Origin of the sequence: Paenarthrobacter nitroguajacolicus (assembly GCF_051027655.1) — a bacterium.
Taxonomy (GTDB): domain Bacteria; phylum Actinomycetota; class Actinomycetes; order Actinomycetales; family Micrococcaceae; genus Arthrobacter; species Arthrobacter nitroguajacolicus.
This window is the reverse complement of record NZ_CP073234.1, coordinates 1,032,953-1,045,484: the sequence shown is the minus strand read 5'-3', so window position 1 is coordinate 1,045,484 and position 12,532 is coordinate 1,032,953. Positions and strand designations below refer to the sequence as shown.

14 protein-coding genes are annotated in these 12,532 nt (G+C 61.2%); 9 read left to right on the top strand and 5 right to left on the bottom strand.

Features of this window, described 5'->3' with window-relative positions:
* Positions 1–21: 21 nt before the first annotated feature.
* The 3 genes from KCX59_RS05295 to KCX59_RS05285 all read left to right on the top strand — a co-directional run bounded on the left by KCX59_RS05295 (position 22) and on the right by KCX59_RS05285 (position 1,912).
* A complete protein-coding gene (locus KCX59_RS05295; protein WP_179019889.1) occupies positions 22–360 on the top strand; it encodes a hypothetical protein in 339 nt (112 codons plus the stop codon).
* 361 nt (positions 361–721) lie between these two features.
* On the top strand, positions 722–1,021 hold the full coding sequence (locus tag KCX59_RS05290; protein WP_434122631.1) for a hypothetical protein: 300 nt from the start codon (positions 722–724) through the stop codon (positions 1,019–1,021).
* A 159-nt stretch (positions 1,022–1,180) separates the two neighbouring features.
* The gene (locus KCX59_RS05285; protein ID WP_179019951.1) at positions 1,181–1,912 is read left to right on the top strand and encodes a DUF72 domain-containing protein; all 732 of its coding nucleotides are present in this window, start codon (positions 1,181–1,183) and stop codon (positions 1,910–1,912) included.
* A 5-nt stretch (positions 1,913–1,917) separates the two neighbouring features.
* Here KCX59_RS05285 and KCX59_RS05280 read toward each other — a convergent pair whose 3' ends face one another.
* Positions 1,918–2,379 carry a GatB/YqeY domain-containing protein gene (locus tag KCX59_RS05280; RefSeq protein WP_054809390.1) on the bottom strand — a complete coding sequence of 154 codons (462 nt, stop codon included), beginning with the start codon at positions 2,377–2,379 and terminating at the stop codon, positions 1,918–1,920.
* Between the two features lie 208 nt (positions 2,380–2,587).
* On the opposite strand from KCX59_RS05280, the gene KCX59_RS05275 reads away from it, so the two are divergent.
* Positions 2,588–2,872, top strand: a complete 285-nt coding sequence (locus KCX59_RS05275) for a DUF3040 domain-containing protein (protein ID WP_179019949.1) — start codon at positions 2,588–2,590, stop codon at positions 2,870–2,872.
* Here the strand turns inward: KCX59_RS05275 and KCX59_RS05270 are convergent.
* Positions 2,858–4,153, bottom strand: a complete 1,296-nt coding sequence (locus KCX59_RS05270) for an NAD(P)/FAD-dependent oxidoreductase (protein ID WP_179019947.1) — start codon at positions 4,151–4,153, stop codon at positions 2,858–2,860. The genes KCX59_RS05275 and KCX59_RS05270 overlap by 15 nt on opposite strands.
* 124 nt (positions 4,154–4,277) lie before the next feature.
* Between KCX59_RS05270 and KCX59_RS05265 the strand changes: the two genes are divergently transcribed.
* Genes KCX59_RS05265 through KCX59_RS05255 form a run of 3 tightly spaced genes read left to right on the top strand, consistent with a single transcriptional unit; the run spans position 4,278 to position 6,489 of the window.
* On the top strand, positions 4,278–5,063 hold the full coding sequence (locus tag KCX59_RS05265; protein WP_179019945.1) for a histidine phosphatase family protein: 786 nt from the start codon (positions 4,278–4,280) through the stop codon (positions 5,061–5,063).
* Positions 5,041–5,964: an NAD(P)H-hydrate dehydratase gene (locus KCX59_RS05260; protein WP_179019943.1), complete on the top strand. Its 924-nt coding sequence runs from the start codon at positions 5,041–5,043 to the stop codon at positions 5,962–5,964. The genes KCX59_RS05265 and KCX59_RS05260 overlap by 23 nt, the downstream gene beginning before the upstream one ends.
* A gap of 18 nt (positions 5,965–5,982) precedes the next feature.
* Positions 5,983–6,489: a hypothetical protein gene (locus tag KCX59_RS05255; RefSeq protein WP_256871749.1), complete on the top strand. Its 507-nt coding sequence runs from the start codon at positions 5,983–5,985 to the stop codon at positions 6,487–6,489.
* Here KCX59_RS05255 and KCX59_RS05250 read toward each other — a convergent pair.
* A complete protein-coding gene (locus KCX59_RS05250) occupies positions 6,486–8,150 on the bottom strand; it encodes a RecQ family ATP-dependent DNA helicase (protein ID WP_179019941.1) in 1,665 nt (554 codons plus the stop codon). The two genes, KCX59_RS05255 and KCX59_RS05250, sit on opposite strands and share 4 nt — an antisense overlap.
* A 127-nt stretch (positions 8,151–8,277) precedes the next feature.
* Complete coding sequence (locus KCX59_RS05245) at positions 8,278–8,898, bottom strand: dihydrofolate reductase family protein (RefSeq protein WP_179019940.1); 621 nt, start codon at positions 8,896–8,898, stop codon at positions 8,278–8,280.
* Between the two features lie 103 nt (positions 8,899–9,001).
* Between KCX59_RS05245 and KCX59_RS05240 the strand changes: the two genes are divergently transcribed.
* Complete coding sequence (locus KCX59_RS05240) at positions 9,002–9,235, top strand: hypothetical protein (protein ID WP_139025136.1); 234 nt, start codon at positions 9,002–9,004, stop codon at positions 9,233–9,235.
* Between the two features lie 26 nt (positions 9,236–9,261).
* Here KCX59_RS05240 and KCX59_RS05235 read toward each other — a convergent pair whose 3' ends face one another.
* On the bottom strand, positions 9,262–10,821 hold the full coding sequence (locus tag KCX59_RS05235) for a glycoside hydrolase family 32 protein (RefSeq protein WP_179019938.1): 1,560 nt from the start codon (positions 10,819–10,821) through the stop codon (positions 9,262–9,264).
* 227 nt (positions 10,822–11,048) lie between these two features.
* Between KCX59_RS05235 and KCX59_RS05230 the strand changes: the two genes are divergently transcribed.
* On the top strand, positions 11,049–12,485 hold the full coding sequence (locus KCX59_RS05230; RefSeq protein WP_179019936.1) for a family 43 glycosylhydrolase: 1,437 nt from the start codon (positions 11,049–11,051) through the stop codon (positions 12,483–12,485).
* Positions 12,486–12,532 lie beyond the last annotated feature (47 nt).

Below are 12,532 nucleotides of genomic sequence, written 5' to 3'. Positions count from 1 at the left end.
ACGATTGGAGAGTGTAAGCACTTGACCTCTTACGACGTATCCGGCGAACCATTGATCATCGATGGATTGCGAGACTTAAGGGGGGGAGGCGTTCGGGCATCCGCCCTAGGATTCATCGGTGAGCGCGGAGGAATTTTCCCCCAACACGAATGGCAGAACAGCAAGGCGGGGACACCCAACGAAATCGACGAGGCAAACAATTTCCACGACACCGAGATGGAAGTCAGCAATAAATCGCAGACGCATTTCGGAAGCACGCGAGCCGCTGGATTTGACCTGGAAAATGAGGCTCGAACCCACTGCGGCGAGCAACCCACAATCGCGACATTCAACAACCTCGCTGAGCCCGAAGTAGGCTAAAGACGTGGATTCCCTCAGGCTAAACTCTGACCCTTTTGTTGTTACCGGTCTCCAACGGCTTTCTTCTGAGGCCTTCGGCCCCGCGGGTTTTGCCCTCGGAATGGATGAAGTAGTCCATGTTCTGGTTCACTACGGGACGCGCACTTTCGGCTATGGCCATAAAGTCAGCGGAAACCAAATCATCTACAAGGGCCAAAGCTTCGAGGACGATTTTTCAGCGCAAGCCCTCGATCACTGGCTGGATGAATGTAGGGATCGGTCATATACTCGCGGTGTTGGATCTTGGACAACAGCAGAAATCCACGTTTTTCCTAACAAAGCTGGCCGCTTGGATGTCTTCGATGAGGAACGTCTCGAACGAATGAGCAACGGTCGTTTGCACCCCGGTGGCAAGCCCGCCGGTGCCCAAACTTGGGCTCAACAGCTGCTCAGGTACCCCCGGACCGTGGAAAACATTCCGGCTTGGATGTGGGATATCTTCCGGGCAGAAGACGTGACTCCGCCGATTTATGACCCTGAGTTCAAGTCGGTTGACTGGAAGAACCGCCGCCGACCGGTCACTGACAGAGGAACCGACTTCACAGTCGAACCGACAGTCGTAGACCCTGCGCTGGAGCCGGGTGTTTTCGCCAAAATCAGCAAGAAGCTCTTCGGAACATAGAACAAACGAAGCCAGTCAAGGGTCTTCGGTTAAGTGCAGCCAGTCGGAAGTCTTGTCCAGCGCGAGACCTTGGATTTGCCCCTCGAGTCCAGGCCAGCGCCCGGTGAGCCTCCCAAGCCAGCCACCCTTTCCTGTGAATAACCCGCTACCATCCACTTCATGGGCATCCACATCGGCACCTCGGGCTGGAGCTACGACCATTGGGAGAACGTGCTGTATCCACCGGGCCTCCCTGTTGCCAAGCGTCTGGCCCACTACACAGCGCGTTTCAACACGGTGGAGCTGAATGCGAGTTTTTACCGGTGGCCTCGCGACACGTCCTTCGCAAGTTGGAGGGAGCGGCTCCCGCCCGGCTTTGCCATGTCGGTGAAAGCGCCGCGGGGCCTCACGCACGGCAAGAAACTATATAGTCCAGAAGTCTGGGTGGAACGGATCGTCCACTGCTGGCACGAACTCGGCGATAAGAGGGCTGTGCTGCTGGCGCAGCTCCCGCCAGATTTTGAACGCGACGACGCCCGACTCGACTACTTCCTGGCAACCGTGCCGCAGTGGATTCGCGTCGCCGTCGAGTTTCGCCATGACAGCTGGGACCACCCGGACGTCTACGCCCTGCTGGAACGCCGAGGTGCTGCCTACTGCATCATGAGTGGCGCCCATCTGCCGTGCATCCTTCGGGCCACCGCACCATTCGTGTACGTTCGACTGCACGGCCCGGACCATGAGCACCTCTACGGCGGCTCATACTCCGATGACGATCTCCAATGGTGGGCGGACCGGATTCGCGAGTGGGACGGCGCCGGCAAGGATGTCTACGTCTACTTCAACAACGACGGCGGTGGTAACGCCGTGCGGAATGCTGACACTTTGCGGTGGCTGCTTGGGGACAGTTGAGCTCGCTAGGCCAAGCGTCCGCGCACGATCTCGCTTACAGTCTTGCCGTCAAAACGTCCTGCAACCTTGGCGGTGACGGGCTTCATCACGGCTCCGATGGAACGCATGGAAAGCTCTTGACCGTCAGCCTTCAGTGCCTGGATGGCGTCGTCGACGATCGCCTCTACTTCTTCCCTGGTGAGGGCCTTCGGCAGGTAAGCCTCGATGATTTCAGCCTCAGCAACTTCGGCGGCTGCACGGTCATTTTCGCCGGCCTCCGTGTAGATGCGGGCTGTGTCCCGGCGCTTGGCGGCTTCCTTTTGAAGCAGTGATGTGACCTGGGCGTCGTCCAGCTCCACCGGAGTCTTCCCGGACTTCTCGCGGGTAGTAATCTCGCCCAGCACGTTGCGGACAGTAGTAAGGGCGGTCTTGTTGCCGGCCTTCATGTGGTCGACGACGTCGGCTTTCAAGCGCTCTTTGAGTGTCATGATGTTGCTCCTTGTTCGAGGTTCCTCCTGCTATCTTTCCAGCTTGGGTGCTCAAGCGGGCCTCCCTCCGCACGAACACAGAATTCATGCTTGAAATCTGAATAGTAAGCATGCTTAGCTTATCGAGTCACTGGAAATCAGGTTTACCCGCGAAACCAGCTGATATGCCAACCGCACAAAGGAGCCGTAGCGCTTAGGAGGAACTCCCATGCCACTTTCAGAAAGGGAGCGCAAAGTACTGCAGCAGCTTGAGCGCGAGCTCTTCATCCAAGACCCGGATTTGGCCCGGCAATTGGAATCCGGGGTTCCCGTAGGCGGTCCTGTTCAACCCCGCATCCGCGACGTCATGGCCGCCGCCGTCGGAGTGCTGTTGATCCTGCTGTCCATCCCCCTGCACGTATTTCCGCTTGCCTTGGCCGGGTTGCTCCTTGTTGCCCACGCACTTTTGGCTCACAGGACTTACAAAAACGAGTCCTCGTCAAGACTCCTTTGAAGGCAATGCACCCGGCGGATCCTGTTCCGTTGGTTCCTTCTCAATCGGTCCGCTGACCACTACCTGCGCAGGGCTGTGTAGGAGGTAGCCGTTGAGCCAAGAGAACAAGGCCCGGATCTTTTGTTGGACCCCGGACAACAGTGCGAGGTGCACCAAAAGCCAGGACAAGAAGGCAAGGATGCCTTGCAACTGGAGGCGCTTGCGGCCCAGCTCTGCCACTGCGGCGCCACGCCCCACCATCGCCATATAGCCTTTGTCCACATAGCGGAAGGGCGTCCGGCTGCCACCACTGAGCTCCGCGAGGATGTTCTTAGCGGCCCATTTTCCGGCCTGTTGTGCGACCGAACCCAGTTGCGGCAATTTTGCGCCCGTTGAATCCGTGATGTTGGCTGCATCTCCAATGACGTAGACGCCTTCCGCATCGGGGGCAGTCAAGTCGGTACGGACATCGATACGCCCGCCTCTCCCCTGAGCAAGACCCGAGCCGGCAATGAGGTCGCCCGCTTTCAGGCCCCCGGCCCACACCACGATTTGTCCGGGTACAGAACTCCCGTCCGCCAAGGTCACCCCGTCTTGCCGGACTTCAGTCACGCCCACACCCATGTGCAGTTGGACTCCCACCTTCTTCAAGTGGTCCGTGGCATAGCTCTGGGACTTCTTGGAGAACATGTTCAGGACACTGGGAACCATATCCACCAGATGCACCCGACAACGCGCTGCCAGCTCCGGCGAGAAGTACTTGCTCACAACGTACTTGACGTTTTCGGCCATTGCCCCAGCCGTTTCAACACCAGTGGGCCCGCCTCCCACCACAACGACGTGAACCGACCCGTCGGGGTTTCTGTCAGCCTGGTCCAGCAACCGGGTGAGGCCCGTCCCAAGCCTCGTGGCATCGGTGACCGAATACAGCGGAAAGGCATGCTCTTCCGCGCCGGGGGTATTGAAGAAGTTCGGGACCGCCCCGACCGCGATGACCAGGATATCGGCACGCATGACGCGACCATCAGACGTCCGGACCACTCGATCAGCGGCGCTAACGGATTCCACCTTCGACGTCAGAACCTTGACTGTTTTGTAGCGGCGGAAAACCGAACGAAGCGGCCGGGCGATGGCCGACACTCCGATTTGCGAGGTTGCCACTTGATAAAGAAGCGGCTGGAACTGGTGGTAGTTGTTCGAGTCGATCAGCAAGACGCGAACACCCTTGCGCCCGAGCTCCTTGGCTGCTGCTACGCCCGCGAATCCGGCACCGACAATGATGACTGGGTATGAGTCCTCCATGCGAGCAACTTACTTCACTCCACCTCCGGACAACAGGGGTTCGCGATCGCCGTCGAGCGTTTATCTTCTGGCCCAGTGGGTACGCAGTGGGTAGTGTTCTGCATTCGGCGACGCACGCGAAAGGGTGATCTTTGTGAATGAGGACGGACTGACGGACGCAGTGCAGGAGGCCGGCGCTGTGGAGTTGCTCCTGATCCGGCATGGCGAGAGCGAAGGCAACGTGGCCGCAACGGAGGCTCGTTTGGCTGGAGCCGAAGTGATTGATGTTCCGGCCAGGGATGCTGATGTGAACCTATCGGGCACCGGACGGGACCAAGCCAAAGCACTGGGAACGGCGTTGGCCCGGATCGCCGATGAACTCCGCCCGGATGCGATTGTCTCCTCCCCCTATGCACGGGCCCGGCAGACCGCGGAAATCGCTGTTGAGACCGCCGGCTGGCCCGTGAAGGTGCTCGCCGATGAACGCCTCCGCGACCGGGAACTGGGAATCTTGGACCGGCTGACACGCCTTGGCGTGGAGACCCGATATCCGGACGAAGCCGAGCGGCGACTGTGGCTGGGCAAGCTCTACTACAGGCCGCCGGGCGGTGAATCGTGGGCCGACGTCGCGCTCCGCCTTCGTTCAATCCTGGATGAGCTCAACACCTTGGGAACAGGGCACCGGGTGATGCTGGTCTGCCACGACGCCGTCATCCTGCTGGTCCGTTATGTCCTGGAGGGCATGTCCGAGCAAGAAATTCTTGACCTTGCAGCGACCACGTCAGTGCTGAATGCATCCATCACCCGGTACGTGCGGCCTTCGGGCGCGGGGCCCTGGGAACTTGAGAGCTTCAATGTGGCTGACCACCTCACAGAACAGGGTGTCACCGTCACAGAGCACGCCGGAGATGCCAGTGTCCACCCACAATGATTCCAGCACACCCACACTGGTGACACCGTCGCTTCTGCGTGACTGGCCGCTGCCGGCGCCCGGAGAAGACAAGTACTCACGCGGTGCCGTGTTGGTCATTGGCGGAGCCCGGGCGACCCCCGGCGCGGCTTTGCTCGCCGGAACCGCAGCCCTTCGTGCCGGCGCGGGAAAAATTACCTTGGCCGTGGCCGAATCCGTAGCCGTGCACGTGGGAGTTGCACTGCCGGAGTGCGGCTCAATCGCCCTGCCCGAGAACGTCGGCGGCTCCGTGACCGGTGAGGGATTGGACCGGATCACGTCCTACCTGGAACGGGCCGACGCCGTGCTGATCGGCCCAGGTTTGGACGATCTCGAATTGGCGGAATCGCTGTTGCGAGCGCTGCTGAAGCGGGAGGAGTCCTCGGGGGCCGCGGACGACGCCGGAGCTCCCGCCGTCGTTCTTGATGCCTACGCCTTGGGCGGGTTGGTGAAGATTGAGGATGAGTTGGGACCGTGGCGTGGCAGGCTGGTCCTCACGCCGAACCCGACAGAGGCCGGCATTCTCCTGGGCAGGGACGTGGAGGATCTTGGGGCTGATGTTGCTGAGATCGCCCGGCGGTTTGATGCGGTGGTGAGTTGTCAGGGATACATCGCCGCTCCGGAGCCCACGGAGGACTCGGTACTGTGGAAAATCACCACCGGCTACGGCGGCCTGGGGACGTCTGGCAGCGGCGATGTTTTGGCAGGGGCTATTGCCGGGCTCCGTGCGCGCGGTACCAGCGATGCCCAGGCCGCGTGCTGGGGCACCCATCTCCACGCGGCAGCCGCCGACCGTCTGGCCAGCAAGCTCGGGCCCCTGGGGTTCCTTGCCCGGGAACTCGCGGACGAACTGCCAGCCCTCATGCTGGAGCTCAATACCTGATTCCCCTAGGCTGCCTGCATGGGGATCATGGGAAGCAGCACTCAATCATCGCGGGTGATAGTCAGCATTGTTGGGCTGCTTGGGATAGCGGCGTACGCTCTTTTCGCGGCGTTGCAGATCCTCGTGTGGAATCCTCTCGCCGCCGTTCCGGGTGCCACCCTGGACGAGATACATGAGGGCCTGGCCCGGCACAACGAATCAATTTCGTTGGCCGCGGTGTTGACGTGGTCAAGCATTGGAACGGTTCTTGGTGCCGTTGTGGTTATGCTGACTGCGAGACGCGTTATTTCACGGATGAGAACCGTTGTGATTCTCCAGCTCTTGATCTTGGTGCTCGGCGCTCCTATGTATTTCTTCGCGTCCTTCTCCGCAGGCATGGCCCTGGCAGACGCCTTCTTCATATCCGGCGGCGACTACTCTCCTTGGGGCAAGCTGCTGTATCTCGTGAGCGGGACGGCATTGACCGGACTGCTAATGGTGATGATCTTTCGTGGAAAGTCCGGAGTGCATCCGGCCCGCACCTAAGCAGGCTTCAGCAATTCATGCTCGACGACGGCGGTGCGCGACAGGGTCTTGTAGCCCTCCTGTTCGAACAGAACAGTCATGACATCGTCCTCGTGCCGCATCACCAGGCCCGGACCCCATTCTTTGTGGATCACAGTGGACTGCAACGGAAACAGGTTCTCTGCGTCTGAGGTGGGGTGCCCGGCGGAACCCGGCCCGGCGTCGTCGTGAATTTCAGCGCAGGCATCGCAGTTGCCGCAGGGCTCCGGCAGGTTCTCCCCAAAGTAGCCCAGCAGGAACTGACGACGGCAGGCATCCGTCTCCGCAAAGCCTCGCATCATGGTGAGCCGCGACTGGTCCACGCGTTGCCGCGCCTCAGCCAGTTCGACGGCTCGGTCCACTAATGTGCTCAGCTTGGCTTTGGAGCTGAGGCGGGTGCCGCGCTTACCGGTCCTCACGGCGCCGGCTTCCTCCAACTGGTTCACCAGTGCCGTGACACGGCGGGCAGGGAAACCGGTGAGCTCCACCAAGGCTGTCTTCGGAGCAGGCGCGCCGGCGTTCCTGATGACTTTCAGCACGGTCATGAGCGCCTCCGCGTCCGGGGAGTGGGTGGCGAAGAACTTGCGCAGCCCAAGGTCCTCGGCACGGTAGTGCAGTATCGCGGAAGCCGGTTCACCATCGCGGCCCGCGCGGCCGATTTCCTGGTAGTAAGAGTCCAGGGACTCCGGAATGTCGGCGTGCACCACGAACCGGACATTGGGTTTGTCGATTCCCATGCCAAAGGCTGTTGTGGCAACTACGACGTCCAGTTCATCATCCAGGAATTGCTCATGGATGCTCTCCCGGTCGGAGTCCGTGCGGCCTGCGTGATACGCCTCGGCACGGAGACCGTGCTCTACCAGCTTGGCCGCGTATTTCCCCGTGTCCTTGCGGGTGGCGGCATACAACAGCCCCAGGCCCTCCGCCTTGGCAAGCGCTACGACTTGTTCCACTAGGGCTTGTCGCTTGCCCTTGTCCTCCTGGTGCCGGACAACGTCGAGGCTGATGTTGGGGCGGTCGAACCCTCGAACCAGGACCAGCGGCTCTGTCATGCCGAGTCGCTTCACGATTTCGTCACGCACTGGTGGGGACGCCGTTGCGGTGAGGGCTATGACCGGCGGCTTGCCCAAGCGTTCGCGGACATTGCCCAGTTCGAGGTAGTCCGGCCGGAAGTCGTGGCCCCAGGAGGAGACGCAATGTGCCTCGTCCACCACGAACATGGTGATGTCCAGCTTAGCGATCCGCTCCACGGTCTCCTGCTTGGCCAATTGCTCGGGGGCAAGGAACAGAAAGGTTGCTTTGCCGGTCTCGGCTGCCTGCCAGGCTTCCTCCACCTCTGAATCGCTTCGGGATGAATTGATGGCGACGGCGGCGCCCTCGCCCAAGTTATCCGTCAACCCGTCCAGCTGGTCTTCCTGTAAGGCAATGAGGGGAGAAACGACGACGGCGGGCCGGCCCGTTTGGTTGTAAAGGTGCAGCGCTGCGACTTGATAGGTAGCAGACTTTCCATAGCCGGTGGGCATGACAGCCAGGACATCACGCCCCTCTACCAGGGCGGTCATGCCGGCGAGTTGGCCGTCGCGCAGCTCGGGCAAGGAAAAGGAAGAGGCCGCCAGAGCGGTCAAGGCAAGGTCATCGGACATTAAGGTGTGGCTCCGCGTTGTGGTTCCTGCGGCCACTTGCATCAGCCGAGGTGACCAGCCTAGCGCGGGCGGGCACCCGCCGTCGTACGCTGTTTCTCCGGTTGTGGAAAACCCCGCATTCGTGACGTCAGCGCGAGGCCGCGGAGCGTACCTGATAGACAAGATGGGTGACGCGGGTCCCGGAAACGATCACGGGATCGTCGAGCATGACGTCCGTTGCCAAATCTCCGAACCAACGGATTCCGCTTCCGAGCAGTACCGGCACCAAGTCAACACGGAGTTCGTCCATGACACCACGGCGCCAGCACTGCTGCACCACGTCCGCGCCGGCAACGCCAATCTCCTTACCAGCCGCCAGGTGGGCGGCACGCTCCAGGGCCGTGTCCAGGTCCCCTACGAATTCAAACGGCGCGGGCTTGCCATCCCGCCGGACAGGTGGCCAGTCCGCCGGGGGTTCGCGGTGCGTCAGGACAACGGTTGGTGACTCATTGGGCGGGTGACCGCCCCACCCCTTTGCCACGTCGAAGATCCGCCTGCCGGAGATGAACGCTCCCTCCCGCGGAAGTGACTTCCAGTAGTCGGCGTCGGCTTCACTGAGATGAAACGGCACAGGGTGGCCTGGCATCCAGGTTTCCACGGATCCGGCCTCGTACCAGTCGAATAAGGGGCCGACGCCGTCATCCTCACGGGCAATAAATCCATCAAGGGACATTGAAAACTGGGCTGATACGCGGCTGTTCCTGTACATGGAATCAGTGTCGTGGCACCGCTGGAGTTGTCAAGGACGCTGCCCGGCCGCAAGGGTCGTCAGGGTACTTATAAACGGTGGCAGTTGTGCCTATGCTTAGTCCATGGAGCCCACTTCAGCCATCCTTCTAGTGCTTATCGGCGTGGTTGTCTGGCTCGGAGCCACCATCCTCCCCTTGGCCCTGCTTCCCTCGTCGCGCGCCGAGGAGGAGCACAAGCCCAGAGCACGCCACCCCCGCCAGCCTCGACGTGAGCCGCGCGCCGTCCACCGCTTTCGACCTTCCTCACTGAAGGTCCGCTCGGGTCACCATGCCCATGCGCGGCCCCACGGCGCTTAGCCCAGGGGCCGCACACTACAGCCCGGCTACAGCGGATTGCCAAACTCCCGGATGGTGATTCCGGTGAAGTCCGCCGGGCCACCGTCCGCATACAGTGAAAGCCCTGTGTCGCCGTCTGCGAAGTGAACCTGCTGTGAAATCACGGTGTGTCCCGAGTTCACAAATACCTCAACGCTCTGCGTGTCCACGAAGATGCGCAGATGGACTGACCGCGCATTGGCATCGATGGGCGCTGCGGCCCGAACGTAGGGCATCAGTGTGTACCCACTTTGGTCTGAAGGCGCACGGTCAACGTATAACTCGTCGCCGTACTTGCCGATATTGGTATGGCGGGAACCGTCCGGGGAACGGCCAACAGATACGCCAACGTTCGTTGCCAGATTCCAGGAAATGTGGAGCTCAAGCTCATAAGCACGCCCGCTCCATGGCAGTACCACGCTGCCGTTAACCGTACGGTCGGGCAGGGCCGTGGTGGCAGTGACGTGACCTTGCAGCGCGCCAACCGGAGAGCTGAGCAAGCTGTACCAACCTCCCGATTGGCGTTCCAGGCGCAGTTCCCGCGTGATTGAGTTCTGCCCGTTGTAGCCGTCGGAGGCATCTGTGGGTACGTCACGGGCGGCGTACTTCCAGTTGTTCATCCAAGCGATTGCCAGGCGCTTAGTTTCGGGGGCCTCGACGGAGGGCCACGTGACGGCGGCGTACCAGTCCCATCCCCAATCCAGCCATTGCGGCGTGAGGTCATCAGCAACGAATGCCGTGCCGTTCCAGGCCCCCATCCAATAGGCAAAGGTCATCGGCAGCTCGACGCTGTAGGCATCCATGCTCGCGCCGAACACCCAATGCCGGGTGCCGTCGTCGGCGGTCATCTCAAACAGATCCGGACATTCAATACCGCCCAGGGCGTGGTTCGGGTAGTCGAAGTTGGATTTCCAGTTCCAGTCCCGCAGGTTTGCTGAGGTGTAGAACGCTGCGTACCGCGCCCGTCCGATCACGCACACCCACTCATTGCGCACTCCGTCCCAGTGGATCTTCGGATCACGGAACCACTCTGCGTTCTCAATCTCAGCTTGGGTGGTGGCGGTTCGTCCGTCAGTGTTCACGATTACCGGGTCCGGGAGGGCGGAGAACGTGTAGCCGCCGTCGGTTGACCAGTAGAGGTATTGCTCCTGGAACTTTCGAATGCCGCCAGTCGGCTGAGTGGCCAGTGCGACTACCGCCCCGGCACCGAAACCAGCGGTGTTCGCGGTGTCCACCACCGCCGATCCCGACCACACCGGGAAATCGGGCTGCAGGGGCATCACCACACCGTGGTGTGTGAAGGCCACGCCGTCGCCCGTAGTTGCGTGGTCCCATCCGCCCGGGCCGTTGTTCTGGCCGGAGTGGAGATAGTAGAGCTGGTAGGCGCCATTGGTGTGGACGGGACGTTGCGGGTCACACAGCCAGCCCGAAGGTGGAGTCATGTGGTAGACGGCCCGAAGTGACGCCGGGGCGTCTGCGGCTGCGGGGGCGGCGTTGCTCAAGAACAGGGCGAAGGCGCCAGCGCCTGCGCCCTGCAGGGCAGTGCGACGAGAGATTTCGTACGTCATTGATTCGTTCCTCTCAAGGTTCGGCGCAACAGCGCGCCGAAGGGCCATTCATGCGGTGGGGGAAGCCGAAGCTATGCAGGACCCTAGCTGCACCGCCTGGCGACGGTCAAGCGTTTTAGCAAGAGCAAAAATATTAGGAATGAATTTTGCTAAAACGCTTGAACAGTCTGAAATTACACGCTAGCTTTCAGTGATCAAACGCTTTAGCAGAATGGACATCAGCGCAGATGAAACGCTCAGTCTTTTTCCAGCCCTCCGACGGATGGGTTGGGGACCTCATCCCCTTCGAGAAGGACGGGGAGTTCCGGCTCTTCTACCTTCACGAAGACCGCTCAGACCCGAAACCCGGCACCTCATGGAATCTGGTCACCACAAAAGACCTCACCCAGTTTGAGGACCATGGCGTTTCGTTGCACCACGGCAGCGAAACCGACCTGGACTTCAACGCCTACACGGGCAGCATCATCACGGACGGGTCCGGCGTCCACCACCTGTTCTACACCGGCCAGAACCCCCGCAATCCCGGCCCGGACGGCGTGCCCCTTCAATTGGTCATGCACGCCACGAGCTCTGACGGTATGGAAACCTGGCAAAAGCACCCCGAGCTCACCTTCGGCGCTCCGGACGGCTACGAGTCCGGTGATTGGCGTGATCCCTTTGTGTTTTGGGATGACAGCAAGAGCCAGTGGCGGATGCTTCTCGCGGCAAGGCACTCAACAGGGCCGGAACGGCGCCGCGGCGTCATCGCGCAGTGTGTGTCCACGGACCTGATGACCTGGCAGCACACTGAACCGTTCTGGGATCCGCGCCGGTACATCACGCACGAATGCCCGGACGTCTTCTCTTGGGGAGACTGGTGGTACATGGTGTACTCCGAGTTCTCGGAATCGTTCACCACCCGGTACCGCATGTCCAAAAGCCCCGACGGGCCGTGGACCGTGCCCGCGCTGGACAGCATCGACGGCCGCGCCTTCTATGCGTCAAAAACCGCAGAGCGGGACGGACGTCGCTTTTTCTTCGGATGGATTGCCAGTAAGGAAGGCAACGCAGATCAGGGTCCATGGCAGTGGGCCGGAACAATGTCCGTGCTGGAAGCCCTCCAAAACCCCGACGGGACACTGGGTTTTTTGTTCGCAGATGAACTCGTGGAGAGCTTCTGGGACGACGTCCCCGTGTCCCTTGCGGGTTCCTTGCCGGCTTTGCTCCACGTGCCGGACGGTTACACCGCTATGGTCTCCGACGAGGAAATGCCCCAGCAGTTTTACGCCAAAGCTGTCATTGACATCGCCGCCAACACCACCGAGTGCGGGCTGCTGCTGCGATCAAGCGACGACGGCGACCGGTCCTACGTGCTGCGATTGGAACCCAAACGCGGGCGACTTGTCTTCGACCGCTGGCCGCGCACCATCACCGGGGACGCGCAGTGGCATGTCTCGGGCGACGTCCCCTTCGACATCGAACTCGAGCGGCCCTGCGACCTCACCCCTGGCGAGCACACCCTTGAGGTCATCGTCGACGGCGACATTTGCGTCGCCGTCGTCGACCGTCAGGTTGCGCTCAGCACCAGGATCTACGACCTGACGGCAGGGAGAATCGGCGTCTTCGCCGGTGAAGGAACCGCCACCGTCACCGAACTTGAGATACGTCAGCGCACCGACAACTGAATACCGCCCCATCCCCAACCTCTGTTCAATCAAGGGAGATTGCCGCC

Coding starts and splice junctions, on each gene's coding strand:
- KCX59_RS05290 (WP_434122631.1), top strand. CDS start 722: ATGAGCAACGGTCGTTTGCACCCCGGTGGCAAGCCCGCCGGTGCCCAA.
- KCX59_RS05285 (WP_179019951.1), top strand. CDS start 1,181: ATGGGCATCCACATCGGCACCTCGGGCTGGAGCTACGACCATTGGGAG.
- KCX59_RS05280 (WP_054809390.1), bottom strand. CDS start 2,379: ATGACACTCAAAGAGCGCTTGAAAGCCGACGTCGTCGACCACATGAAG.
- KCX59_RS05275 (WP_179019949.1), top strand. CDS start 2,588: ATGCCACTTTCAGAAAGGGAGCGCAAAGTACTGCAGCAGCTTGAGCGC.
- KCX59_RS05270 (WP_179019947.1), bottom strand. CDS start 4,153: ATGGAGGACTCATACCCAGTCATCATTGTCGGTGCCGGATTCGCGGGC.
- KCX59_RS05260 (WP_179019943.1), top strand. CDS start 5,041: ATGCCAGTGTCCACCCACAATGATTCCAGCACACCCACACTGGTGACA.
- KCX59_RS05255 (WP_256871749.1), top strand. CDS start 5,983: ATGGGGATCATGGGAAGCAGCACTCAATCATCGCGGGTGATAGTCAGC.
- KCX59_RS05250 (WP_179019941.1), bottom strand. CDS start 8,150: ATGTCCGATGACCTTGCCTTGACCGCTCTGGCGGCCTCTTCCTTTTCC.
- KCX59_RS05245 (WP_179019940.1), bottom strand. CDS start 8,898: ATGTACAGGAACAGCCGCGTATCAGCCCAGTTTTCAATGTCCCTTGAT.
- KCX59_RS05240 (WP_139025136.1), top strand. CDS start 9,002: ATGGAGCCCACTTCAGCCATCCTTCTAGTGCTTATCGGCGTGGTTGTC.
- KCX59_RS05235 (WP_179019938.1), bottom strand. CDS start 10,821: ATGACGTACGAAATCTCTCGTCGCACTGCCCTGCAGGGCGCAGGCGCT.
- KCX59_RS05230 (WP_179019936.1), top strand. CDS start 11,049: ATGAAACGCTCAGTCTTTTTCCAGCCCTCCGACGGATGGGTTGGGGAC.